The organism is Mucilaginibacter sp. UR6-11 (assembly GCF_020880695.1).
Classification (GTDB): domain Bacteria; phylum Bacteroidota; class Bacteroidia; order Sphingobacteriales; family Sphingobacteriaceae; genus Mucilaginibacter.
On record NZ_JAJIWO010000004.1, the window covers coordinates 275,427 to 300,533 of the forward strand.

Annotated in this window: 21 protein-coding genes; 10 read left to right on the forward strand and 11 right to left on the reverse strand. The window is 43.5% G+C overall.

The features are described 5' to 3' along the window. Window positions 1–67: 67 nt before the first annotated feature. Together LJ658_RS12095 and LJ658_RS12100 are read left to right on the forward strand one after the other, a co-directional pair. Window positions 68–682: a porin family protein gene (locus LJ658_RS12095; RefSeq protein ID WP_230546770.1), complete on the forward strand. Its 615-nt coding sequence runs from the start codon at window positions 68–70 to the stop codon at window positions 680–682. A 122-nt stretch (window positions 683–804) separates the two neighbouring features. After that, window positions 805–1,407, forward strand: a complete 603-nt coding sequence (locus LJ658_RS12100) for a porin family protein (protein ID WP_230546771.1) — start codon at window positions 805–807, stop codon at window positions 1,405–1,407. A gap of 61 nt (window positions 1,408–1,468) precedes the next feature. Here the strand turns inward: LJ658_RS12100 and LJ658_RS12105 are convergent, their stop codons facing one another. Beyond that, entirely contained in the window at window positions 1,469–2,017 is a 549-nt protein-coding gene (locus LJ658_RS12105) for a GNAT family N-acetyltransferase (protein WP_230546772.1), read from the reverse strand. A 1-nt stretch (window position 2,018) separates the two neighbouring features. Further along, the gene (locus LJ658_RS12110) at window positions 2,019–2,600 is read right to left on the reverse strand and encodes a hypothetical protein (RefSeq protein ID WP_230546773.1); all 582 of its coding nucleotides are present in this window, start codon (window positions 2,598–2,600) and stop codon (window positions 2,019–2,021) included. Between the two features lie 85 nt (window positions 2,601–2,685). Here LJ658_RS12110 and guaA point away from each other — a divergent pair, with 85 nt between their 5' ends. From guaA to LJ658_RS12130, 4 genes are all read left to right on the forward strand, one after another. Then, window positions 2,686–4,215 carry a glutamine-hydrolyzing GMP synthase gene (gene guaA, locus LJ658_RS12115; RefSeq protein ID WP_230546774.1) on the forward strand — a complete coding sequence of 510 codons (1,530 nt, stop codon included), beginning with the start codon at window positions 2,686–2,688 and terminating at the stop codon, window positions 4,213–4,215. A 61-nt stretch (window positions 4,216–4,276) separates the two neighbouring features. Next, window positions 4,277–5,422 carry an ABC transporter substrate-binding protein gene (locus LJ658_RS12120; protein ID WP_230546775.1) on the forward strand — a complete coding sequence of 382 codons (1,146 nt, stop codon included), beginning with the start codon at window positions 4,277–4,279 and terminating at the stop codon, window positions 5,420–5,422. Further along, window positions 5,419–6,582 carry an RsmB/NOP family class I SAM-dependent RNA methyltransferase gene (locus LJ658_RS12125; protein WP_230546776.1) on the forward strand — a complete coding sequence of 388 codons (1,164 nt, stop codon included), beginning with the start codon at window positions 5,419–5,421 and terminating at the stop codon, window positions 6,580–6,582. Before LJ658_RS12120 ends, LJ658_RS12125 begins: the two co-directional genes overlap by 4 nt. 181 nt (window positions 6,583–6,763) lie before the next feature. Beyond that, window positions 6,764–7,159, forward strand: coding sequence for a VOC family protein (locus LJ658_RS12130; protein ID WP_230546777.1), 396 nt, complete (start codon window positions 6,764–6,766; stop codon window positions 7,157–7,159). Window positions 7,160–7,171: 12 nt separating this feature from the next. Here LJ658_RS12130 and LJ658_RS12135 read toward each other — a convergent pair whose 3' ends face one another. The 4 genes from LJ658_RS12135 to LJ658_RS12150 form a co-directional block, all read right to left on the reverse strand. Then, complete coding sequence (locus LJ658_RS12135) at window positions 7,172–7,747, reverse strand: MarC family protein (RefSeq protein ID WP_230546778.1); 576 nt, start codon at window positions 7,745–7,747, stop codon at window positions 7,172–7,174. A 102-nt stretch (window positions 7,748–7,849) separates the two neighbouring features. Continuing rightward, window positions 7,850–9,409: an amino acid permease gene (locus tag LJ658_RS12140; protein ID WP_230546779.1), complete on the reverse strand. Its 1,560-nt coding sequence runs from the start codon at window positions 9,407–9,409 to the stop codon at window positions 7,850–7,852. A 170-nt stretch (window positions 9,410–9,579) separates the two neighbouring features. Then, entirely contained in the window at window positions 9,580–10,935 is a 1,356-nt protein-coding gene (locus LJ658_RS12145; protein ID WP_230546780.1) for a lipopolysaccharide biosynthesis protein, read from the reverse strand. Window positions 10,936–11,146: 211 nt separating this feature from the next. Then, on the reverse strand, window positions 11,147–13,384 hold the full coding sequence (locus tag LJ658_RS12150) for a sodium-translocating pyrophosphatase (RefSeq protein ID WP_230546781.1): 2,238 nt from the start codon (window positions 13,382–13,384) through the stop codon (window positions 11,147–11,149). Window positions 13,385–13,532: 148 nt separating this feature from the next. Here LJ658_RS12150 and LJ658_RS12155 point away from each other — a divergent pair, with 148 nt between their 5' ends. Both LJ658_RS12155 and dacB read left to right on the forward strand, forming a co-directional pair. Then, window positions 13,533–14,996 (forward strand): APC family permease, encoded by a 1,464-nt coding sequence (locus tag LJ658_RS12155; RefSeq protein ID WP_230546782.1) that lies wholly within the window; start codon window positions 13,533–13,535, stop codon window positions 14,994–14,996. After that, a complete protein-coding gene (dacB, locus tag LJ658_RS12160; RefSeq protein ID WP_230546783.1) occupies window positions 14,968–16,389 on the forward strand; it encodes a D-alanyl-D-alanine carboxypeptidase/D-alanyl-D-alanine-endopeptidase in 1,422 nt (473 codons plus the stop codon). Before LJ658_RS12155 ends, dacB begins: the two co-directional genes overlap by 29 nt. Window positions 16,390–16,979: 590 nt before the next feature. On the opposite strand, the gene pgk is transcribed toward dacB, so the two are convergent. The 5 genes from pgk to LJ658_RS12185 all read right to left on the reverse strand — a co-directional run bounded on the left by pgk (window position 16,980) and on the right by LJ658_RS12185 (window position 21,795). Further along, window positions 16,980–18,170, reverse strand: coding sequence for a phosphoglycerate kinase (gene pgk / locus LJ658_RS12165; protein ID WP_230546784.1), 1,191 nt, complete (start codon window positions 18,168–18,170; stop codon window positions 16,980–16,982). Between the two features lie 139 nt (window positions 18,171–18,309). Next, window positions 18,310–18,744, reverse strand: coding sequence for a GNAT family N-acetyltransferase (locus LJ658_RS12170; RefSeq protein WP_230546785.1), 435 nt, complete (start codon window positions 18,742–18,744; stop codon window positions 18,310–18,312). Beyond that, window positions 18,741–19,736, reverse strand: a complete 996-nt coding sequence (gap, locus tag LJ658_RS12175; RefSeq protein WP_230546786.1) for a type I glyceraldehyde-3-phosphate dehydrogenase — start codon at window positions 19,734–19,736, stop codon at window positions 18,741–18,743. Before gap ends, LJ658_RS12170 begins: the two co-directional genes overlap by 4 nt. A 102-nt stretch (window positions 19,737–19,838) precedes the next feature. Continuing rightward, on the reverse strand, window positions 19,839–20,942 hold the full coding sequence (locus LJ658_RS12180; protein ID WP_230546787.1) for an MraY family glycosyltransferase: 1,104 nt from the start codon (window positions 20,940–20,942) through the stop codon (window positions 19,839–19,841). A gap of 106 nt (window positions 20,943–21,048) precedes the next feature. Beyond that, window positions 21,049–21,795 (reverse strand): glycosyltransferase family 2 protein, encoded by a 747-nt coding sequence (locus LJ658_RS12185; RefSeq protein ID WP_230546788.1) that lies wholly within the window; start codon window positions 21,793–21,795, stop codon window positions 21,049–21,051. A gap of 95 nt (window positions 21,796–21,890) precedes the next feature. On the opposite strand from LJ658_RS12185, the gene LJ658_RS12190 reads away from it, so the two are divergent. Next, on the forward strand, window positions 21,891–22,673 hold the full coding sequence (locus tag LJ658_RS12190) for a polysaccharide biosynthesis/export family protein (RefSeq protein WP_230546789.1): 783 nt from the start codon (window positions 21,891–21,893) through the stop codon (window positions 22,671–22,673). Further along, window positions 22,673–25,105 (forward strand): tyrosine-protein kinase family protein, encoded by a 2,433-nt coding sequence (locus LJ658_RS12195; RefSeq protein WP_230546790.1) that lies wholly within the window; start codon window positions 22,673–22,675, stop codon window positions 25,103–25,105. The genes LJ658_RS12190 and LJ658_RS12195 overlap by 1 nt, the downstream gene beginning before the upstream one ends. Window positions 25,106–25,107 lie beyond the last annotated feature (2 nt).

Consider the following 25,107-nt stretch of genomic DNA (forward strand, 5'->3'; position numbering starts at 1 on the left):
ACAATTAAAATATTGTTAATTAATTTCAAATTTTAAATTAATTTAGCAAACCTAAAAAGCCACAATTATGAAAAAAATCTTTACAACATTAGCCATTATGTTGGGTGTATGCTCATTAGCCAGCGCACAAACTAAAAACCAAAATGAATTTGACGTTAGTGTAGGCTATGGCCTGGCTTATGTAACTGCCAACCAAACCTATGGCAGCGGCACCGGCCATATTGGCGGCGTTAATTTTGCAGTATCTGCTGATCATTATCTTAATGAATCATGGAGCATTAGAGCAAAGGTTATGTACGATCCCAAAGGCTGGGGCAACAGTTATCTCCAACTCCAGGGGAAAACGGTTACCGGCGTTTATTATTCATTAAATTATATTACTCTGCCTGTTACCGCCAGCTGGCATTTTGGGAAAGAACATGAATGGTATGTAAATGCCGGACCATACGTAGGCTTTTTAACAAAAGCATCTGAAGACTATAATAACAGTGATTTAAAAAGCAGTTTTAACAGTGTTGATATGGGAGCTGATTTAGGATTGGGCCTAAAACTCCCGATATCCAATAAATTAAAGTTCTTTATTGAATATGATGGCCAGCTTGGTGTTTCAAACATCTTAGCCCACGATTCTTCCGGTGCCCAAAACCAGAGATCTGCTTTAAATGTCGGTATAAAATTTTAAACTATAAACTTCAGAAGGGCTTATAGGGTGCATTCCCTATAAGCCCTTATTGTTAATAATCCGCACGCAGAGTTTCGAATTCAAAATTTCAATTATCTTTGCAAAAACTTAAACTATCACTTATGAAAAAAATCCTTACCACACTTTTTATGGCGCTGGGTATTTACTCACTCGCACAGGCACAGCATAAACCAAAGGACGAATTTGGTATTGGCTTTGGTTATAACGGCGCCTATCTTACGGCTGACAACTCCTACCAAAGCACCGACGCTATAAGTGGTTTTAACGCGCAAGTTTATGCCGACCATTATTTCAGCAGAAGCTGGAGTTTAAAAGTTAAGGTTGTTTATGACCAAAAAGGATGGGCCAACGGCTATATTAACACACCGACATCAACTATTGATGGTGTTGATTTTAACCTTAACTATATAACTGTACCTGTATTAGCCAACTGGCATTTTGGAAGAACGCACAACTGGTACCTGGATTTTGGCCCATACATTGGTTTTTTAACCAGTGCCCATGCAGCCGGTTATGATTTAAAAGATGGCTTCAACAGTACAGACGGCGGCCTGGCTTATGGCATCGGTGTGAAAATACCGGTATCGCGCAAAACCAAGTTCTTTATAGAGTATGATGGCCAAAGCAGTGTAGTCAACGTTTTCAACTCTGGTGATGTTGCACGTAACGAACGTTTTAGCTTTAACGTAGGGTTAGCGTTTTAAACACCCGCCGGGAAAATATCCCGTTTTGTGAGCGGAACATTTTCAAATACCCTTACGACGTTTAAACTTCGTAAGGGTATTGTTGTTTCTGCATCTTTAAGATACCCAGTACCTCGCCATCGGGCAAAACAGCATCAACCCTTTTAACAGGCTGATAACCCATGGCGGTATAAAGCGGGACACCAGGTAAAGTTGCCCCTAATTCAAAATTGGTAAATCCGTTATTTTTTGCCTCGGTTTCGCAAACGCTGATAATACGTCTGCCTATCCCCTGCCTGGCATAATCAGGGTGCACAAAAAATGCGCGGATTCGTGCAGCATCATGTTCAGGATTAAGCAAAGGGTCCTCAACCGGTTTATGCTGATCACCGCCATACAGCGTATTGCGTTTGCTCCAGCCGCCACAGCCAATTATTATTCCGTCAGTTTGCGCTACATAATAAGTACCGTCAATAATCAACTGGCTATCAATGCCAAAAATATATTTGATGGCACTGTCAATTTGAGCCGGGGTATAATAGCCAACGCTTAAACCACGCACAGATAATGCTATCAGCGCCATTAATTGCGGCACATCATCAAAAGTTGCCGGGCGGATGGTAACAGCCATGTTATTCAGTTAAAATATCAATACATTTTTCAGCAAGTAATGCCAGTCTTCCGGTTAAAGTATCCAATGCCTTTTTATCTTTCAGGTTGGTATAAAGTGTTTTTATCAGGGCCAGCGTTTCATCGCTCGGATCACAGGCCTGGGCTTTTTCTAAATGCGGCAACGCTTTAGTTACCGCTGTTTTATATTGCATCTCAATTTCTTTATCCCCGGGCGATAGTTGCAGTTTCGCATACAATTCGTCTGTAGGTTTCAGGTACAGATAGCCAAGCGCGCGGTGTACCACATAATAATCGGGCTGGGCAGCGGCAACCTTTTCATATAATGGAATAGCCTCTACCGACTGGTTATCGTCATCATATAATTTAGCAAGGCTGTTATAGAAGCTGATTTGGCTTTTGCCGGCCAGTTTACCAACGTTTGGTAAAATATTTTCGCCCAGTGCTAATGCCGCCGCAGTATTACCCTCCAGTCGCTTCAGGTTAAAATCAAGATATTGATCATAAACCGCGTCGGCTGTCTGGGCTTTAGCAATGCCCGTTAAGCAGAGTATAAAAAGCAAAATGTTTGTTCTTTTAGACATATGACAAAGATAAGCCTAAAAATTTCAATCATTTCAAAATCAAAATTCCTTCCCAGATTTTCACCGCAAAAAACTATCTTTGCCCATGCAAGAAAAAATCCTCATTCTTGACTTCGGCTCGCAGTTTACACAATTGATAGCGCGCCGGGTTAGGGAACTCAATATTTACTGCGAGATCCACCCATTTAACAAAATCCCTGAAATTGACGACACTGTAAAAGGAATCATCCTTTCAGGCAGCCCCTATTCGGTTCGGCAGGACGATGCGCTGCATTTTGATTTTATGAGCTTTCATGGCAAACTGCCCATTTTAGCAGTTTGTTACGGCGCACAGTACCTGGCCCATTTTCACGGCGGTGAGGTACTGCCGTCAAGCACGCGCGAATACGGAAGGGCAAACCTGCAATTCATCAATAGCGGAAACCCATTATTTAAACAGATATCTACCGGTTCACAGGTGTGGATGTCGCACGCCGATACCATCGCCCGTATAGCTGATAACTTTGAGATCATAGCCAGCACAGATACCGTAAAGATAGCTGCCTATCAGATAACCAATACCCAAACCTACGGCATCCAATTCCATCCCGAGGTTACCCATAGTTTAGACGGTAAACAATTGCTGCAAAACTTTTTAGTGGACATCTGCGGCTGCTCGCAGGACTGGACAGCAGACTCGTTTGTTGAAACAACCATTGCCGCATTAAAAGAAAAACTGGGTAACGATAAAGTGGTATTAGGATTATCAGGCGGTGTTGATTCATCTGTTGCAGCCGTATTGCTGCACCATGCTATCGGCAAGAACCTGCATTGTATATTTGTTGATAATGGCTTATTGCGTAAAGACGAGTATCAGTCGGTACTGGATTCCTATCAGCACATGGGTCTTAACATCAAAGGTATTGACGCTAAACAGCGTTTTTATGATGCACTGGCCGGATTATCAGACCCTGAAGCTAAACGTAAAGCCATAGGTCGCGTGTTTATTGAAGTTTTTGATGACGCAGCACACGAAGTACAGGACGTAAAATGGTTAGGACAAGGCACCATCTATCCGGACGTCATTGAGTCGGTATCGGTAAAAGGTCCGTCGGCCACCATAAAATCGCACCATAACGTAGGGGGCCTGCCCGATTTCATGAAACTGAAGGTGGTTGAACCGTTAAATACTTTATTTAAAGACGAAGTACGCCGCGTTGGTAAAGCGTTGGGCATTGATCCGACCATATTAGGCCGCCACCCTTTCCCGGGTCCGGGTTTGGCAATCAGGATATTAGGCGAGGTAACGCCGGAAAAAGTTGCTATATTACAGGAAGCAGATGCTATTTATATCAACAATTTGCGCAGTGCAGGTGTTTATGATAAAGTATGGCAGGCCGGTACCATATTTTTACCGGTTCAATCGGTAGGGGTTATGGGCGATGAACGGACTTACGAAAACGTTGTTTGCTTACGTGCGGTTGAATCAGTTGACGGGATGACGGCAGATTGGTGCCACTTACCTTATGATTTGCTGGCTAAGATCTCAAACGAGATCATCAATAATGTAAAAGGGATTAACCGGGTAGTATATGATATCAGTTCAAAACCGCCTGCCACAATTGAGTGGGAATAAGCGGTTAATATTTTTAGGGATTGCATTGCTAACGGCTGCGTGTTCACCAAAACTGCGGCCGGTGGCAACACCCGTAAAAACTGAAACTGAAAAGCCGGCTACCAAACCCACCCCTGCCAAACCACAACCGGGGCTGCCGGAGAGATCGACAATTTCAATGCTCCTGCCCTTTGCGCTTGATCATTTAAACCCCGGCGCATCCTATACCGAGGCCGGTTTAAAACAAGCCAACATAGCGCTTGATTATTACCAGGGCTTTAAACTCGCATTAGATTCACTGACCGCAGCGGGCTACAATTATAAGCTGCAGATATATGATACCAAAGGATTAGCCTCACAGGCACATGCACTGGCGTTTAACCCGCAGGTGCGCGAAAGCGACCTGATTGTAGGCCCTATTTTTCCGGAAGATCTGAAAGCATTTACCGGCGTATTAAAAGCAGCACGCAAACCCATAGTTTCGCCATTGTCACCGGCGGCTCCATCAACCTTCGGTAATCAAAATTTGGTTACCGTTACACCGCCGCTTGAATATCATGCCCGGGCAGCCGCAAAGTATATCCAGGCACGCTTAGTTCCGCAAAAAATATTTGTGCTTAAATCGGGCTACTCAGAAGATAATGACTACATTATCCCGTTTAAAAACGCTATAGACAGCCTTAGCGGCCGGAAAATACAGATCATACAAACAACCGTTGTAAGGGGCCGCTTAAATACAATGGCCTTACAATTTTCATTAACCGGCCCTAATATTGTGGTAATGCCATCAACCAACCAGGCATTTTTAACCATCACCATGCGGTCGCTGGATTCGCTGGCAAAACATTATCCAATTATTTTATTCGGCCACCCAAGCTGGGAAAAATTCACTTTTTTGCATAGCGAAATTTTGCAGCGGCTAAAAACACATATCACCTCGGCAGATCAGGTTGACTATAAAAGCGCTGCCACGGTTGAATTTATGCGTAACTACCGCAAAGTTTATCATCAGGAAGCAGGTGAATATGCCATAAAAGGGTTTGATGAAGGTTTATATTTTGGCAGGTTATTAGGCGCCAATAACGGCGAAATAAAAAATTTAACATCGGCTGATTTTACGGGAATCCATAATAATTTCCACTTTATTAAAAAGCCCGGAATTGGTTATATTAATACCCATGTAAATATCATGGATTACCGTTATTACGAATTGAGGAAGGTAGAATGAAGGCGATAAACCAGCTTAAAACGTTTCAGCGGATATTGGGCGAGTATCCTGCCGAAACCCCTTTAGGCAAATTTTTACCGGGCTTTTATCGCCAAAACAAACAAATGGGCTCAACCGACCGGCGCATTGCCAACCGGTTAGTTTATAATTACTTTCGTTTAGGTAAAGCGCTTTGGAACACCCCTACCGAGGACCGTTTAATGGTTGCCGAGTTTTTATGCAATACGCAGCTTAACTCTTTCCTGCAACATTTTAAGCCCGATTGGGCGGCCTGTGTTGGCTTTACTATTGAAGAAAAAATAGACCTGGTTACCAAAACCTATCCGGGTTTTAGGCTGGAGGATGTTTTTCCGTGGACCAGCCTTATCTCGCCTGATATTGATAAAACGGCCTTTCTGAAATCGTTTTTTGTACAGCCTGATCTGTTTATCCATGTACACAACGGCTACGACCATTTGGTAAAGGCCGAATTAAACAAAGCATCAATAGCTTTTAAAGACGAGGGGAACGGCTGTATTGCACTGCCCAACGGCACCCGGCTGGAAACTATTTTCCCGACCCAGCATTGGTTTGAGGTGCAGGACTATTCATCACAACAAACCGCCAATTATTTCAGGCCCAATGTCTGGGACTCGTGGTGGGATGCCTGCGCGGCAAGCGGCGGCAAATCTTTGCTGCTGCATGAGCTGGAGCCAAATATTAAACTGGTGGTGTCTGATATCCGTGAATCTATTTTAGCTAACCTGGACGAGCGCTTCCGCTCCGCGGGATTAATGAAATATCAAAAGAAGCAGCTGGACCTGACCCAAAACGTTGACCAAACCCTGCATGATTATGCGTTTGACGGTATTATCCTGGATGCCCCCTGCAGCGGCTCGGGCACCTGGGGCCGCACACCCGAAATGATATCGCAATTTGAGCCGCAGAAGATAGAGTTCTTTCAGCGCCTGCAAAAAACCATAGCCGCTAACGTTATCAAATTTTTGAAAACCGGTAAACCATTAATCTATATAACCTGCTCGGCTTTTAAGGCCGAGAATGAAGATGTGGTTGATTATTTAGTTAAAGAATGTGGTTTAAAGCTGGAAGAAGTTAAAGTATTGAAAGGATATGAAGGCAAGGCAGATAGTATGTTTGTGGCAAGGCTAAGCCGGATTTAATTAATCAACTTATCATCCGCCTTAACATACGTCTCCCAACGTGAAAAATATTAATTTTTTTAAATATTAATATTAGGGCTTAGTTTAGCTTTATAACCAACGACACCAATGCGGCACATTACTTTACTATTGTCTGGCGCATATTAGCATAATTATGCAGTCTTACTAAAACATCAACACTATGAAAACAAAAAAAATCTGGGCCAATTTTAGTGTAAAAGATACCAATCGTACCTATCAATTCTACACCCAATTAGGCTTTAAGCCAAGTGCACAAAACGGTTATCCCAAGTTAGCCAGTTTCCTTTTTGGCGATGATGAATTTACAATCCACTTTTTTGAACAAGGCTCTAAAATAGATGAATATTTATCGCCCGGACCAACAACAAACAGCGAGATTATTTTTACGCTTGCCGCAGACACCGAGGCCGAAGTGAATGAATGGGCTGAGAGAGTTAAAAACGCAGGTGGCGCCATTTTTCAGGAAGTGGGCAGAGACCAGGCTAATTATTATGGCTTTGGCTTTGCAGACCCTGACGGCCATAAATTTAATGTAATACTGATGGACAAGATGTAAGAGCCCGGCAACCTACAAATGCGTATTGCTCCTGAACAGTTTTATCGCGATAGCCAATAATATTATCCCAAACGCTTTACGCAGAATATCAATTCCGGTTTTGCCAAATAGCTTCTCCAGCCATTGCACGTTTTTAAGTACCAGATAAACAAACATGGTATTGAGTACTATGCCTATCAATATATCCTGCGTTTGGTATTGTGATTTAAGCGATAACAGCGTGGTCATGGTGCCGGCTCCGGCAATTAGCGGAAAAGCCAGTGGAACGATAGAAACCGTGCTTGACATTTCCTCGTCGGGTTTAAAAAGGTGAATGCCCAATATCATCTCCATCGCGATAATAAAGATCACCAGCGAGCCCGCAATGGCAAATGAAGCCACATCAAGGCCGATGATATCAAGCAGTTTATCGCCGACAAACAAAAACACAATCATTAAAATCAGCACCACTATACTGGCCTTTTCCGACTCGATGTGCCCGGCACGTTGGCGCAGCTGGATAATTACGGGTATGGCGCCGAGGATATCAATGATCGCGAAGAGGATCATGGTTACCGACACTATCTCTTTGAAAATGAAAGGGTGCATAATAATGGTTTTAGCGGTTTACACAAAGCTATAAAACAATATCAACAAAAAAGGTCCTGAAAATATCCCAGAACCTTTTTTGATTATCGTAATATGCTGTTATTACTCAACAAATTTAGGGTTTGGCGGATCTATGGCATTCTCGGGCTTGCCGTGGCGCACATGCGAGTGTTTAATGCTGTAGCCAAAATAAACCGCCATGCCGATACCCATCCAGATAAACAGGCGCAGCCAGTTCTCCAAACCTTCGCTGCCCATCATACATAAACAAATGACTGCGCCCAGCGGGCAAACTATCATGTATAATGGTGTTTTAAACGGACGCGTAATACCCGGATCTGTACGGCGCAAGATAAAGATACCCAGGCATACCAGCACGAATGCAAATAATGTACCTATACTCACCATATCGCCTACAATACTGTCGGGGATGAAACCGCCGAAGATAGATACCATCACAAAAAACAACCATTGCGATTTATAAGGTGTACGGAATTTAGGGTGCAGTTTTGAGAATATCGGCGGAATTAAACCGTCAACACTCATGGTATAGAACACACGGGTCTGGCCCAGCAACATTACCAGGATAACCGATGAAAAACCGGCCAGAATAGCTATAGTAACCAGTTTTGCCAACCAGCCGTAACCGCCGCCCATGGCCGCGTTTATAGCATAAGTTACCGATGCTTCTTTACCTTGTAATAAAAATTCTTTGTAAGGAACTAAACCGGTTAACACGTGCGAGAACAGGACGTATAATAATGTACAGAACACTAATGAGATCAGGATACCTTTTGGCATATCTTTCTGCGGGTTCTTGGCTTCCTGTGCCGCGGTTGATACCGCATCGAAACCGATAAATGCGAAGAACACTACACTTGCGCCGCGCAATACGCCCAGCCAGCCGTGGTTAAACGTATCGGCATAGTTTACCGTGCCTGTATTGGTTGTAACTGTACCTGCGTTAGCCGGTATCAGGTAAGGGATATGGTTTGCCGGATTAATAAAGCTCCAGCCTAAACCAATGATCATTAATACGATGGCAACTTTAATGATTACGATAACGTTGTTTACCGCTGCCGATTCGGCCGTACCTTTGATCAGCAATAGCGTAAGCATTAAAAGGATAAAGATAGCGGGTAAGTTAACGATACCGTGCGAACCTAATTCTGACGCGTACATACCCGTAGTAGTGGTTGATACTTCAAACGGTGAGTGTGATAACGCAAAAGGAATATGACAGTTAAAGAAAGTTTCAAGGAAGGTATTGAAATATTGCGACCAACCGATAGCGACAGTGGCGGCACCTAATGCATACTCTAAAACTAAATCCCATCCAATGATCCAGGCAATGAACTCGCCCATAGTAGCGTAAGAATAGGTATAAGCCGATCCTGCTATGGGTATCATACTGGCAAATTCAGCATAGCATAACCCTGCAAGGGCGCAACCTGCTGCTGCAATTAAAAATGAAATGGTAACGGCCGGTCCGGCATGCTCGCCTGCGGCTGCAGCTGTACGCACAAAAATACCCGCGCCGATAATTGCGCCGATACCCAAAGCGATAAGCGAGCCAACACCGAGTGTACGTTTTAATGTCTTCTCTCCTTCTTTCGAAGCGGCCATTAATTGTGCAATAGGTTTTTTAATAAATAGCTTCATATTTGTTTTGAAAATCAGTTAATCTATTCCCAAACATACTTATTTTTTTTGAAAAAATTAATGCGCTGCAATTGTGCTTAAATATGCACCCGAAAGGCTCTGATCTGACAAATTGGGATGCCGGTTTGACAGCAGTTTAATTGTCATGGTTCTTTAGCTGATTCCTTACGCTACGGCTTATTATTTTTCAGCGCCTTTCTGATTTCCAACGGCAATAAAATCAACGTAATAAGCGCAGTAATTGATAAAGCTACGGACACACCAATCACATCATTAAACAGCTTAGATAGAATAATAGCTAACGTAACAAAAAAACCTATTTCAATGGGCGATATAAAAGTGAGTATTTTTATTTTTCCCAAACCATTTATAAAGTTTGAAAAAGGAGCATTTAAAATAATGATTATCGTATAAATGCCGATGGCTGCCGATAAATTAAACGGTATATGTACTTTATCTCCGAGCCATATTTTATATATCCAGCCCGATAAAAATATCATTATGACGGTTCCTGCACAAAACAATAAAGAGAAGTAGTTTAACCGCCTTAATGCGGATTTAATCCACTCATTGTCCTTTTTTACAAAAGCCTGGGTCACCAGTGGCATTATCGGGCTGCATATTAAACCAAATATCATAACAGGCATGGTAAATATATTGGTAACTATGCTAAACTGGGTAACTGCTGCAGGGTTAAATAGCTGTGTTATGATAAAAGGTGAGCTTGAATATAATATGGTAGCGGTTATTTGAACTATGAAAAACTGCAGGCTTAGCCCTATTAAGCTTTTTGAGTGTTCAATCTTTACGGCACTAAATGATGGCCTTATATTTTTATATTTTTTACCGAAAACAATCAAACTATACAGGGTGTAAACCAGTACCGGCACCACGGTAACAATAGTGCATAGCAGCAAAATATTGCCTTTTTGAGTAAATAAGGTTGCCAGCCAAACCAATATAAGCGATACGCCATTGCCAATAGCAAGTAACATCGCCGCTTTTGCAGAGTTGCCGTGAGCTGCATCAACCATTGTGATCGTATCAACTATAAACCTCAAAATCACACATGACACCGCCACGCTGGTAATTAAATAGAGTTCGTGCCTGGATATGGCATGCGTATTCAATATAACCTGCCAGTTTATAAACGGGTTAACCGCCATAAAAAGAATAAGCACACTTAAAAAAATCCCCCCTAAAAAAGCATAAGCCGTGCTGATATATATTTTGCCTAGTTTAATATCTTCTTTGGCGAGAGCTTCGGCAAGTTTATTGCGCAAACCGTTAGACATGCCGATATCCAGCACCCCTATCCAGTTTACAATTGTGGTAAGCGTTACCCAGATGCCATATTTCTCAGTATCTAAATATCCAAGGGCAAGCGGTATGTACAGCAGGGATATGATAACACTACCCGCTTTAATAAATAATGAAGCAAATACCTGCCGGATATATACCTTACTTAAAGAATGCAGATTATTTAACCGAAACCGCGAAGATATTTTATTTAAGAGATTGCCCAATTTAAATTAACTAGGTTTATTATTTAAGTAACACAGGTACAGCATTCCTTTCAGAATATATGCTTGATCTCATTTACCATGATGAGCCTGCCGTTACACTACCAAACATACTTAATTTATTTAAAACCCGCCTTACAAGTTTAAATAAGCAGGTTTGTGAACAAAAAAAGGGATACCGGTTCGGTATCCCCTTTTCCATGGAATTATTAATTTATGCTTTCTTGTCAACCTTGATTACATGCGTAGTCATTGATTGCAGTTTGATTTGTTTTTGCAAGCGTGCGCTATGATCAACCGCGCTGTTTAAGTGCGGTGCGATAACCAGTGATACGATTGACATTAACTTGATCAATATGTTCATTGAAGGGCCTGAAGTGTCCTTGAACGGGTCACCCACGGTATCGCCGGTTACAGATGCTTTATGCGGTTCTGATTTTTTGTAATGCATTTCGCCGTTGATCTCCACACCTTTCTCGAATGATTTTTTAGCATTGTCCCAGGCACCGCCGGCGTTGCTCTGGAAGATCCCCATCAATACGCCTGATACGGTAACACCGGCTAACAAACCGCCCAAAACTTCAGGGCCGAAAATAAAGCCAACCACTATCGGGGTGATCAATGCGATTAAACCCGGGGCAACCATCTCGCGGATGGATGCTTTGGTTGATATCGCTACGCATTTTTCATACTCGGGTTTAGCTTTGTACTCCATAATGCCCGGTATCTCGCGGAACTGGCGGCGTACCTCTTCTACCATCGCCATTGCAGCCCGGCCCACAGCCGAGATACATAATGCCGAGAAGATAAACGGGATCATACCGCCCACAAACAAACCGGCTAATACGTTAGCTTTATAAATATCAATATGCTCAATACCTGCCACACCCACAAAAGCCGCAAATAAGGCCAGTGAGGTTAACGCTGCCGACGCAATGGCAAATCCCTTGCCGGTTGCTGCGGTAGTGTTGCCTACGGCGTCCAGGTTATCTGTACGGTGACGTACTTCGGGCGGCAACTGGCTCATTTCGGCAATGCCGCCCGCGTTATCGGCAATAGGGCCAAACGCATCGATAGCTAATTGCATGGCTGTTGTCGCCATCATACCTGCGGCCGCAATAGCCACACCATATAATCCTGCGAAAAAGAACGAACCATAAATACCGGCTGCCAGCACTAAAATTGGCAACACGGTTGATTCCATACCAACGGCCAAACCGCCGATAATATTGGTTGCATGGCCGGTTGATGATTGTTTAATGATGCTCATAACCGGGCGCTTACCCATTGCGGTATAGTACTCGGTAATGATTGACATTAAGGTACCCACAACTAATCCTACCAGGATAGAACCATAAACACCGTTTTTGGTAAATACCAATGATCCTTCTTTCAAAACGCCGTTGGCGTCCAGATCACGCACCAGGTGCATTTGGGTATTGGGCAGCATCCATTGTACCACAAAATAAGTAGCAATGGCCGTTAATATAATTGAGGCCCAGTTACCTATGTTCAGTGCGTTTTGTACGCTGTCAGTTTCGTTTTTAATCCTGACTAACGATGCGCCGACTATTGAGAATATCAAACCCAGGCCGGCAATCACCATCGGTAATAAAACCGGGGCAATACCGCCAAACTGATCGGGAGATACAATTTCACGGCCCAGCACCATTGTAGCCAGCATTGTCGCTACGTATGACCCGAACAGATCGGCGCCCATACCGGCAACATCACCTACGTTATCACCCACGTTATCGGCAATGGTAGCCGGGTTACGCACGTCATCCTCTGGGATCCCGGCTTCAACCTTACCAACCAGATCCGCACCTACGTCGGCAGCTTTGGTGTAGATACCACCGCCCACACGCGCAAACAGCGCGATAGACTCGGCGCCTAACGAGAAGCCGGCCAGTACGTCTAACGCTTTAGCCATAGCCTCATGGTTAACGTCGCCACCTGTATTTTTAACATAAATAGTATAAAACACAATAAATAGAGAACCCAATCCAATGATAGCCAATCCCGCAACCCCAAGACCCATTACAGTACCGCCGGTAAACGATACTTTAAGCGCCTGCGCCAAACTGGTTTTAGCGGCTTGTGTTGTCCGCACGTTTGCTTTGGTAGCGATACGCATGCCTAAATATCCCGCAAAAGCGGATAAGAACGCGCCAATAATAAAGGAAATAGCAATAACAGGGCTTGAGGTAACTACCGTAGTACCGCTCCAGGCCAACAATAACGCTGTAACTACAACAAAGTAGGTCAGTATTTTCCATTCGGCGCGTAGAAAGGCCATTGCCCCATCAGCAATGTAGCCGGCCAGCTCATTCATGGAAGCATCGCCGGTTTCCTGTTTGGTAACCCAGGCCGACTTGATACCCATAAATAAAATCCCCACTAAGCCAAATACGGGAATCAGGTAAATTAAGTAAGTGTTCAGAAAATCCATATACGTTATTAAAGTTTATATTTAGTTTGTTTTGATTATTCGGTTAATACTATAATTGGTTTTGCAAATTAGCAAATTAATTTCTTTACAATAGCGTGTCAATTATAAAGTTTTTTGAATAGTTTAGAACTTTAAATTAACATGATTAATGAGCAAAGAAACCGAACCAACCAAATTAAAAGCATCACTGGGCCTGCTTGACGGTACCATGATCGTAGCCGGATCAATGATCGGCTCCGGTATCTTCATCGTAAGCGCCGATATTATCCGTAATGTAGGCTCGGCGGGCTGGCTCATAGCTGTCTGGCTGATAACCGGTTTCATGACCCTTACCGCCGCCGTTAGCTATGGCGAGCTAAGCGCCATGTTCCCCAAAGCGGGCGGACAATATGTGTATTTAAAAGAGGCTTATAATAAACTCATCGCCTTTTTATATGGCTGGAGCTTCTTCGCAGTGATCCAAACCGGCACTATAGCGGCGGTGGGTGTGGCATTCTCGAAGTTTACGGCTTACATAATGCCAGCTCCTTTAGTACACTTAGTAAGTGAAGACTATAAGGTTGTTGATACTATGTTTGGTAGTTATCACTTTACAATAAGTTCGGCACAAATTGTTTCAATCATCATTATAATACTCTTAACAGCCATTAACACCCGTGGCGTCAAAACCGGCAAACTTATTCAAAATACATTTACCATAACCAAGCTCGCCAGTTTATTCGGGCTGATCATATTTGGGTTGATCATGATCAAAGGCGACGTATGGACCGCCAACTGGACCAACGCCTGGAATATCCATAAACTAAACTTTGATAGCAGTACTTCTTCTTATACCATGGCTGCTGCCCTTGGCGCGGTTGCCGCCTCAATGGTAGGTTCAATTTTTAGCAGCGATGCCTGGAACAACGTAACCTTTATAGCCGGCGAGATGAAGAACCCGCAGCGCAATATCGGCCTGAGCTTATTTTTAGGTACCCTGATCGTAACGGTTATTTATGTTAGTGTTAACCTGGTGTATACCGGAGTTTTACCATTACATGATATCGCGACAGCAGAAAAGGACCGTGTGGCGGTATCAGCGTCGCAGGTAATATTTGGCAACATAGGCACCTATGTCATCGCAGTAATGATCATGATATCAACCTTTGGTTGCAATAATGGTTTAATATTAGCCGGTGCACGGGTATACTATACCATGGCCAAGGATGGCTTGTTTTTTAAACGTACGGGCACTTTAAACAAGAACGCTGTACCGGGCTTCGGTTTATGGATACAATGCATTGTGGCCAGTATATTATGCCTTAGCGGCCGGTACGGCGACCTGCTGGATATGATCTCCTTTGTGGTGGTGATATTTTATGTATTGACGATTTTAGGCATCTACATCCTCCGCGTAAAACGCCCTAAGGCCGAGCGCCCGTATAAAGCCTTCGGTTACCCGGTGCTGCCCGCTATTTATATGGTGATGGGACTGGCGTTTTGTTTATTGCTGATTATTTATAAACCGCAGTTTACCTGGCCGGGCCTGATTATTGTACTGATAGGCATACCCATTTATTATATAACCAAGTATTTTTCAAAAGATGAAGAGCAGTTTGAGAGCCCGGTTTAGTTTACTCCTATTATTAACAGCTACACAGGCATGGGCACAAACATCTTTACAGCAAAAATTATCGGCGGCGTTTAACCGTTTACAAACCGATAGCCAGTGCAAATACGCATCGGTATCATTAACCGTACTGGATGCCCGAACGGGCGAACAGGTGTTTGCCGGCAACCCCAATATGGGTTTGGCGCCGGGGTCGACCTTAAAAACGGTGACCACCATTACCGCTTTTAATTTATTGGGGAAGGATTTTAAATATCAAACCCCGTTTGGCTATAACGGCACCATAGCCAACGGAACGCTAACCGGCGACATCATCATCAAAGGCAACGGCGACCCTACCCTGGGCAGCTGGCGCTGGGCAAACACTACCCAAAACTATGTTTTAAATGAACTGGTGGCTGCCCTCAAAAAAGCCGGCATCAAAAAAATAAACGGCCGTATTATTGGCGACGATACCCTGTACGGCTCGCAGTCTGTCCCGGATGGCTGGATCTGGCAGGACCTGGGCACCTATTACGGCGCAGGCGCAACCGCCCTTTGCTGGCACGAAAACCAGTTTGATATCAATTTAAAAACCGGCCCGGCAGGCTCGGCTGTAAAGGTGGCGGGCACTACGCCTGATGTCCCCTACCTGACATTTAAAAGTGAGTTGACCACCGGGGCAGCCGGCACCGGCGACAATGCTTACCCCTACCTGCCCACGGGCTTAACCAATATGATGTACCTGCGGGGTACCTATGCTATCGACCAAACAAAAAAACTCATCTCGGCCGCTTACCCCGACCCTGCTTTTGATGCCGCCTTCCGGCTGTTAGATACTTTGAGGCGGCTAGGCATAACGGTAACCGGCGCACCCGAATCAACCCTGAGCCTTACTGCAAAGGGGCTGCAAACGCCGCCAATTACCACTACGCTTACCACCCTGCTATCGCCGGGACTGAGCCAGATTGTTTACTGGACCAACCGCAAAAGCCTAAACCTGTATGCCGAAGAGCTGCTGAAAGCCATTGCCGCCAAAGCAGGCAAAGAGGTAACCACGGCAAACGGCGTGGCTGTAATACAAAACTTTTGGAAAGCGCGTGGCATTGATGTTAACGCGATGGATATGATTGATGGTTGCGGCCTGTCGCCCGAGGACAGGATCACTACCCAAACCGTAGCCACCATTATGCAATCGGCCAAAAAAGAAAGCTGGTTTGCTGATTTTTATGACAGCCTGCCCGTTTATAACGATATGCACATGAAAAGCGGCAGCATCCACAACGTACAGGCCTACACCGGCTATCAAACCCACCAGGGGCGTGAGCTGGTATTTAGCATTATGGTAAATAACTACAATGGCCCCGGCAAAGGTATCAGGGAAAAGATGTTCAGGGTTTTGGATGAGTTGAAGTAAGGTTGCTTTTTTTGTCATCCTGAGCCGCAGCAAAAGCCAGGGGTGTAAAGATAGTTAGTTGGTGTCTTGCGGTGTCTTGTCTGTCTTGTAAAAATAATTAACAAGACACTTAAGACAGTGTCTTGTTCTGTCTTGTCTGTCTTGTAAAATAATTAACAAGACAGTACAAGACACTACAAGACAGTTTAACCATTCCTCCCTCCTTGCAATCACCGCGGGAAGACGTGGTGGATTATCAAGAAGCCTGTCTTGCTTGTCTTGTCTGTCTTATAACGAGACAAGCGAGACAGTGCAAGACAGTTTTTTACCTACACCCTCTCCACCAGGTTATTGCGAGGAGGGAGTAATAAGGCAGTATAGCTATTGAGTTGCCTGTCTTGTAGTGTCTTGTAAAATAAATAACAAGACAGTACAAGACACTACAAGACAGTTTAACCATTCCTTCCCCGCTACAATCGCCAACATCCTCCCGTGTCATTGCGAGGAACGAAGACAACCGACCATAAGCCAATCAGCTGTGATAAATCTTGCACTAAATAACAAAGGCCCCGGTAAACCGGGGCCTTTTGTATATCATTTTGTGTGATAGCTTAATCATTTATCGCTTTAACACCCGGCAATTCTTTGCCTTCCATATACTCAAGCAAGGCGCCGCCTCCGGTTGATACGTAGCTTACCTGTTTGGTCATGTTAAATTTTGAAACTGCCGCTGCCGAGTCGCCGCCGCCGATAAGCGAGAACGCGCCGTTTTGGGTTGCCTTAACAACCGCTTCGGCAATGGCTTTGGTACCTACCAAAAATTTCTCCATCTCAAAAACACCCATCGGGCCGTTCCACAGGATGGTTTTTGACTCGGCAACCACTTTGCTAAACAGGGCCACGGTTTCAGGGCCAATATCCAAACCCATCCAGCCGTCAGGGATCTCGCCGGTTTTTGCGACGCCGGTATTGGCGTTGTTTGAGAAATCATCAGCAGTGACATTATCTACGGGTAACAACAGGTTAACACCTTTTTCTTTTGCTTTTTTGATCAGGCTCAATGCCAGGTCCTGCTTATCCAGCTCAACCAATGAGGTACCGATGTTGCCGCCCTGCGCCTTGGCAAAGGTATAAGCCATACCACCACCAATGATCAGGTTATCCACCTTGTCCAAAAGTTTCTCTATCAGCTCTATTTTATCAGACACCTTTGACCCGCCCATAATAGCGGTGAAAGGTTTTTCGGCATCATTTAATATTTTTTCGGCATTAGCCAGTTCGCTGGCCATTACATAACCAAAGTATTTGGCATCCGGGAAAAACTGTGCAATAATGGCGGTTGAGGCATGCGCGCGGTGGGCGGTGCCAAAGGCGTCATTTACATAAACATCGCCAAGTGCGGCTAATTTTTTGGCAAACTCAACATCCCCTTTTTCTTCTTCTTTATAAAAACGCAGGTTCTCCAGCAACAATACTTCGCCACCCGACAGCGCTTTTGCTTTTTCAACAGCCTCGGGGCCGATACAATCATTGGCAAACTGTACTTCCTGTCCCAGCAGATCAGACAGATACGGGATCACGTGCTTTAAAGAATCTTTCTCATCAGGACCATTTTTTGGCCTGCCCAGGTGCGACATTAAAATTACCGCGCCGCCATCAGTTAATATTTTTTTGATGGTTGGGATAGCCGCAGTTAAACGGTTATCGTCCGTAACTTTGCCATTCTCATCCAACGGAACGTTGAAATCAACGCGGATAAGTGCTTTTTTGCCCGTAAATTTTATTTGATCGATAGTTTTCATGCTGTCTGTGGTCTTTTTTAAGAGTCCGCCAAATTCAGCATTTAATTCTAAAATCCGAACTCAAAAAACAAAAAAGGTATTTTTAGTCTGTAACAATAAGTGCTACGAAGGTAAACCGGCAATAATTTTACCGGGCCCGTTATTGTATTTTGGCATAAAGTACCTGGTGCGGGCCAATGCCGGGTATATCAAACTCGGGCGATACGATTTCGAAACCCATATCCAGGTAAAATTTCAGGGCTTTTTTGCGGCCGTTGCACCATATGTAGTTTGCTTTTTGCCCGCGTAAGTAAACAATACCGAAATTAAGCAGCCTGGTACCGATACCCTGCCCGCGAAATTTTGCAGAAGTTGCCATGCCACGCACCTGGTAGCCCTCGCCCTCAAACTGGCCATACTTTTGGGGATGGAACGATGCTATGCTGGTGAGTTCGCCTTTGATATAATACCCTATATGAAAGTTGCCTGCCACATTATCAGTCGGGAAACGGCACTCGTCGGGTGTTAATTTGCCTTCGCGCAATACGGCATTGCGCAGCGGCAATAGTTCTTCTACAGGTATAAATTTGATCATGTAAGTAAATGTATCTTTTCAACTAAATCTGCCAGGCGGCTTGAGTAGCCCATCTCATTATCATACCAGCCCACAACCTTAACCAGGTCGCCTACTATCGAGGTTAACTGCGCATCAAATATGCAACTATGTGTATTACCCACAATATCCTGCGATACAATGGGATCCTCGGTATACTCCAGCACGTTTTTCATATCGCCCTGCGCCGCCTGTTTAAAGGCCTGGTTAATCTCAGCTACGGTCGCCGGTGATTTTAAGATGCAGGTAAAATCAGTTAATGAACCGTTTAAAACCGGCACGCGTATGCCCGCGCCGCCCAGTTTACCTTCTAAATGCGGGAATATGGAGGTTATGGCTTTTGCCGCGCCTGTTGTTGTCGGGATAATTGAGGCTGATGCCGCGCGCGCCCTGCGCAGGTCCTTATGCGGGGTATCATGCAGGCTTTGATCGCCGGTCATGGAGTGTACGGTGGTAATATAGCCATCCATAATACCCCAGTTGTCGTCCAGTATCTTAACCATTGCCGCCACGTTATTAGTGGTACACGAAGCGTTTGAGAGTATGGCCGACCGCAGGTCTACTATACCGTCATTAACCCCTAAAACCACCGTAGGCGCATTTCTATCGGTTGAGGGGGCCGAGATAATAACTTGTTTGGCACCGGCTGTTAAATGCTTTTCGGCATCCTGCCTGGCGGTAAATTTACCGGTCGACTCAATGACCAGGTCAATAGCAAGTTCTTTCCAGGGCAGCTTTTCAGGTTCACGCCGGGCTATTACTTTTATGCTTTTGTTATTAATATACAGATGTTCTTCATCAAAGTTAACCGTACCGGCAAACCCGTGATGCACAGAGTCATACTTAAATAAATGGGCCAGCGTGCGGGTATCGGCCAGGTCATTCACAGCAATTACCTCAATACCCGGTTTAGCTAAAATATTTCGTAAAAATATCCGCCCTATCCTGCCAAATCCGTTTATTGCTATTCTCATTATGTTAACATAGATATAAGGCAAAGGTAACTAAAACAGGCCCTTGCGCCTAAATTTTTAGCTATAAACAGACATTAAGATTAGAATTGAAGTGTGTTTAAACTACACAAACAGGTTACGAAAAGTAACATGCTCGCGCTCTTTAGAGCGAATCAGGAACGTAATTGCCCAGTTAAACAACATTGACATGGCGAATATAATAAGGATCAGCACAAAGTTACCCAGGCCGCTAAAGGCAAGCGCCAGCACCACCGTAACCAGGTTAAGGGTAGCCAGTATCATCGTTGTTTGCATATGCGTATAACCTAATCTTAAAATACGGTGATGGATATGATTACGATCGGCAGTAAACGGGGATATGCCGCTCATTATCCTGATAAAAAACACCCGGAGTGTATCAAAAACCGGCCCGATCAGGATGGCTACGGTTATGGCAGGGGCCGAACTGATTTGCGGCGTACCGCCGGGGACAAATTTATTGACCTCAATTAATTTAATGGCCATTACCACTGATATCAGCCCGATAAACAGGGAGCCGGTATCGCCCATAAATATCTTGGCCGGCGAGACATTGTATCTTAAAAAGCCTGTTATAGAACCTACCAAAATTAAAGAAATTACGGCAAGCTGATATTGGTGGATATATAAAAACAACAGGGTAAAGATGCAATTTGTAAGGATACCGGTAACACCGGCCAGCCCGTCAATGCCATCAATAAGATTAAATGCGTTTACAATTAAAATTATAACCAGTACCGACAGCGCACAACTGATAGCAAAAGGCAGGTCATACACACCAAACACCCCATACATACTGGTTAACCGGATGTTGCCAAGTGTCACTAATATCAGCGCAACAATAAATTGGATAGAAAACTTGGTGCTTGAGTTTACGCCCGAAAGATCATCCTTTAACCCAACTATAAATAAAATTACACTTGCCGTAAGCAAATAGCCAATGGGGAACGATTGGTCAATCAGGCTAAAAACCAAAGCGGTAATGCTAAAACTAACAAAAATTGCAACTCCGCCTAACCGCGGTATACCGTGATCATGTTGTTTTCTGAAATGACCTATATCATCATATAAATGACGTGCACGGGCAACGTGCAAAATTGAAGGGATGGCAATGGTTGATAACAGCGCGGCAAACCCGGTTATAGACAAATAATAAATAAGCTGGTAATGAATTATAAATTCTGGCATATAATTAACCAGTAGTGCTTTAGCGTATATATTAGCGACCAAATTTATTAACATGACTTGCTCTTATAGTATTATACTCGTTAAAATCTCCACTAATCAGCCTGTGTTATACATACTGAAATATCTTTCTTAATGGTTTAAAAACTACACACAAAAGGGGGATTATCACCCCATTTTTCTTCATGGCCCTAAAATCACATACCCAGGCGTTAAAACGGTTATAGTAACTCCGGTTACTAACTCCACCTACAACCATATTAACCATTACTTTATTTAAATAAGCAGTTTTAGCCTTATTTAAGTGGATGAACCGCAGCATCAATTCATAGTCTGCGGCCGTTCCAAATTGCAAATTATACAAGCCCCACTCTTTATATAAAGATCTTTTACAGTAAAAAGTGGGATGGGGCGGCATCCATCCCCAGTTAAACATACCGTGATTATATGTTCCGGAAACCCATCTGCGCTTTGTCACTCCTTCCGGATTGATATAGTTCAAATTTCCGAACACAATATCGGTATTTTTCTTTTTAAAAACATCGGCTACGTCAAATAATATTTCCTTATACGCAAAAATGTCGTCAGAGTTTAGTATTCCGATAATATCGCCGGTAGCCAAACTTATCCCTTTATTCATTGCGTCGTAAATTCCCTTGTCGGGTTCTGAAATAAGATGGCTGATATGTTGCCGGTGTTGATCGATAATTTGCAGCGTGCCATCGGTTGATCCGCCGTCGATAATTATATATTCAACGTTATTATAATTTTGCGCTGCAACTGATTCAATACAGTGACCTATAGTTTTTTGCGAATTGAGCGTAACGGTAATCAAAGAAATTTTTAAATCCTGCACTTGTGAAAAAATACGCTAAGTTATAGTGACAAATATGTAGTTTTGGGATTAATGCTGAATAGATATAAAATATTAAGCTGAATTTTAATATACATATGCGCTATTTAATTATTCTATCCCTTATTACCGGGCTGTTTTTTACATCATGTTCGTACAAACAAGACCAGGCACTTTTTGAACGAAAAACTTTGACCCCGGACAGCAGTCTGTCACAAAATCTTTCAAATATAAGCAATTATCGTATTAAGCCTCAGGATATTCTGCAGATCACCAATGTGCAAAACAGCAAAAGCCTTATTGACCTGTCGGCAGGTGCGTCCCTTGCAAGCGGGGGCAATACGGGTGCACCCAACACGGCACAGGAAGATATTTATCTTGTTGATGAAGATGGCCTCATCGGCTTGCCCGGATTGGGGCGGGTACCTATAGCGGGCCTGACGCGCACAGAGGCCAGGAAGCATCTGGAAGAATTATATAGTAAAGAGCTAAAACATCCCCTACTTGAGGTTAAAATAATAAACCTTAAAGTAAACATTACCGGCGAGGTCAAAGCGCCGGGAAATGTAGTTTTAACCAAAGACCGCCCTACCCTAATTGAGGTATTAGGCGATGCCGGCGGCCTTACCGCGAACGCTGACGAAAAACACATTAAAATAATTCGCGCGGATAAAAACTCAACTATAGATATTATTGACCTTAGCGATATCAGGACGTTAACGAGCCCCAGAATTATCGTCCAGAATAATGACATCATTTACGTGGCGCAAAACAGAAAAGCAATACGTAACAGCAACCTCCAGAATTTTTCAGCTCTAGTACAGCCGGCTTTACTTTTAGTTAACACAGTATTGATAATTTTAACACTTGTGCGTAAATAATGGAAGAGTTAAACAAAACGCAACATAAATCACCAAACCAGGAGCTGGATTATTTAAAAATTGTCAGGATCATACTAAGCCGCTGGTACTGGATAGCCGGTTCTGTTATAATATGCGTGCTGGCGTCAAATATTTACCTGTGGTATACGCCCAAGATTTATTCTACAACTGCAATAATGAAGTTTGAGGATAAAAAATCTGAGATAGGTGATTTAGTAGGCGTACCAAATGTTATTGAACGCACCAATGGCTCCAGGCTTCAAAGTGAAACTGTGGTATTGACAAGTACACCGCTGCTGTTAAATGCAATCAGGCAACTTGATTACCGGATAAGCTTTTATGTGGTAGGCCGGGTTCTTAATCGCACTAATGAGTTATATCCGTCAAAACCGCTGGATATCCAGCTGATAAAACTTGACAGTACAAATTTTTTTCACGACCTGATAACCTTTAAGCCGGTAAGCGATAATTCTTTTAGCCTGAGTTATAAAGATGGCGGTAAGGAAATACAAAAAGTATATCGCTATAATGCGCCGTTTGTTATAGGGCCAACCGCTATCAGCATAAAAAATCCGGGTAATTTATCCAAAACAACTTCTATTTTATTTAAGCTAAACGCGCCTGAAGATTTTGTAGCCCGGGTAAGGGCTGGTTTACAAACCAGCGAAACCTCAAAAAACTCAAACATGCTGTTGCTGCGTCAAACCGACATGAACCCCCAGTTTGCCACAGATGTTTTAAATGCCATTGTAAAGGAGTATTTAAATTATGACCGCGAACAGAAAGCGCAGTCGGCGTCGCAAATGATCAGGTTTATTGACAGCCAGCTTGAGGTTCTCTCGGGCGGGGTTAGAGGGTCTGAAAACTCTATAAAACAATTTAAGCAAACCAATAAAATGATGGATTTAACGTCGGCAACTGAAAGGGTTGTCGGCAAGGCCAAAGATCTTGAATCGCAGATAGATTTGTTAAAAATTGACCTGATCGCTATTGATCAGCTCAGGCAGGACATCATAAAGGGCAAAGACAATGTAAATCTTAACCTGGTAACCGGCGCCAGCGTTGTGGATGGCCAGTTAGGGACATTTATAACCAGCCTAAACAGTTTGCTGGTTTCAAAAACAGCCTATCTTAAAACCTATAACAGCGCATCGCAGGTAGTACAGGATATAGATAAGCAAATACTGTTACTTAAAAACAATGCATTAACCAGTATAAATTTATCAAGGCAGCTAATTGAAAGTAAAATTAAATTTTTGCAATCACAGCTTGGCCCCGTTAATCAAAAAATTGCTGAGTTACCCACCGCCGAACGTGACCTGGTTAGTTTGAAACGCGATTTTGATGTTAATGATAAAGTTTACTCTTCCCTGTCTGAGAAAAAAATAGATCAGGAAATATTCAGGGCCGGCATTTTACCGGGTGCAACCATCGTAGACCTCGCTCATCTTAATTATGTCCCTGTTTCGCCGGATGAACGTGGCACCCACCAAAAAGCATTAATGTTGGGGCTTGCCATCGGCCTGGGCGTAATTGTTTTAATACGGGTTTTAAACCCCTTTATTTATGACAAGGAAACTGTTGAAAGCTTAACTACAATACCGATAATTGGGGTAATCCGTAAATTCCCTGATGAGATCGATCAGTTTAGCACGCAAATATTAGCTATCAGCAAACCCAAATCTATTTTTGCAGAATCTGTACGTTCGGTACGTACCAATTTAAACTTCCTGGCGTCCGAAAAAGAGAGTAAAGTAATTTGCATAACTTCAGAGGTAGCGGGCGAGGGAAAATCATTTGTTGCTGTAAACCTGTCAAGCACGCTTTCATTAATTGATAAAAAAGTAGTGCTGGTAGCTGCTGATTTAAGGCGGTCTAAACTGCATAAAACGTTCCATGTGCCTAATGACATGGGGTTAAGCAGTTTCCTGGCTAATCAGTGTGCTGCAGATGATATCATAAATCACTCTAACCAAACCGGACTTGATTTTATAGTTTCGGGCCCGGTACCCCCTAATCCGTCAGAGTTATTACATTCTGAGCGGATGCGTGAGCTGATAACTCACCTTTCAACAATATACGATATTGTAATGATCGACACCGCGCCAATAGGCCTGGTATCAGATGCGATACCTTTAATCAGGATAAGTGACATTAATGTTTTTGTGATACGGTCGGGCAAATCGAAATTTCATTCAGCTACGGTTCCGCAACGCCTGGCTAACGAATATCACCTCAACAATACGGTGATCGTATTAAACGCCTTTGCGCAGGATTTGCTTCACTCCAGATATTACACTACTAAATTTAACGGAGATAACTATGGCAAATATTACTATTATTCTGACTATAGCGGTTATGACGGCTCTGGCTATTATATAGATCCGGACGAAAGTAAATGGTGGCAAATATGGCGTTGGTTTAAAAAATAAGA

Bases quoted from the DNA above. Each gene is read 5' to 3' on its own strand.
- LJ658_RS12095 (WP_230546770.1), top strand. From the start codon at position 68: ATGAAAAAAATCTTTACAACATTAGCCATTATGTTGGGTGTATGCTCA.
- LJ658_RS12100 (WP_230546771.1), top strand. From the start codon at position 805: ATGAAAAAAATCCTTACCACACTTTTTATGGCGCTGGGTATTTACTCA.
- LJ658_RS12105 (WP_230546772.1), bottom strand. From the start codon at position 2,017: ATGGCTGTTACCATCCGCCCGGCAACTTTTGATGATGTGCCGCAATTA.
- LJ658_RS12110 (WP_230546773.1), bottom strand. From the start codon at position 2,600: ATGTCTAAAAGAACAAACATTTTGCTTTTTATACTCTGCTTAACGGGC.
- guaA (WP_230546774.1), top strand. From the start codon at position 2,686: ATGCAAGAAAAAATCCTCATTCTTGACTTCGGCTCGCAGTTTACACAA.
- LJ658_RS12125 (WP_230546776.1), top strand. From the start codon at position 5,419: ATGAAGGCGATAAACCAGCTTAAAACGTTTCAGCGGATATTGGGCGAG.
- LJ658_RS12130 (WP_230546777.1), top strand. From the start codon at position 6,764: ATGAAAACAAAAAAAATCTGGGCCAATTTTAGTGTAAAAGATACCAAT.
- LJ658_RS12135 (WP_230546778.1), bottom strand. From the start codon at position 7,747: ATGCACCCTTTCATTTTCAAAGAGATAGTGTCGGTAACCATGATCCTC.
- LJ658_RS12140 (WP_230546779.1), bottom strand. From the start codon at position 9,409: ATGAAGCTATTTATTAAAAAACCTATTGCACAATTAATGGCCGCTTCG.
- LJ658_RS12150 (WP_230546781.1), bottom strand. From the start codon at position 13,384: ATGGATTTTCTGAACACTTACTTAATTTACCTGATTCCCGTATTTGGC.
- LJ658_RS12155 (WP_230546782.1), top strand. From the start codon at position 13,533: ATGAGCAAAGAAACCGAACCAACCAAATTAAAAGCATCACTGGGCCTG.
- dacB (WP_230546783.1), top strand. From the start codon at position 14,968: ATGAAGAGCAGTTTGAGAGCCCGGTTTAGTTTACTCCTATTATTAACA.
- pgk (WP_230546784.1), bottom strand. From the start codon at position 18,170: ATGAAAACTATCGATCAAATAAAATTTACGGGCAAAAAAGCACTTATC.
- LJ658_RS12170 (WP_230546785.1), bottom strand. From the start codon at position 18,744: ATGATCAAATTTATACCTGTAGAAGAACTATTGCCGCTGCGCAATGCC.
- gap (WP_230546786.1), bottom strand. From the start codon at position 19,736: ATGAGAATAGCAATAAACGGATTTGGCAGGATAGGGCGGATATTTTTA.
- LJ658_RS12180 (WP_230546787.1), bottom strand. From the start codon at position 20,942: ATGCCAGAATTTATAATTCATTACCAGCTTATTTATTATTTGTCTATA.
- LJ658_RS12190 (WP_230546789.1), top strand. From the start codon at position 21,891: ATGCGCTATTTAATTATTCTATCCCTTATTACCGGGCTGTTTTTTACA.
- LJ658_RS12195 (WP_230546790.1), top strand. From the start codon at position 22,673: ATGGAAGAGTTAAACAAAACGCAACATAAATCACCAAACCAGGAGCTG.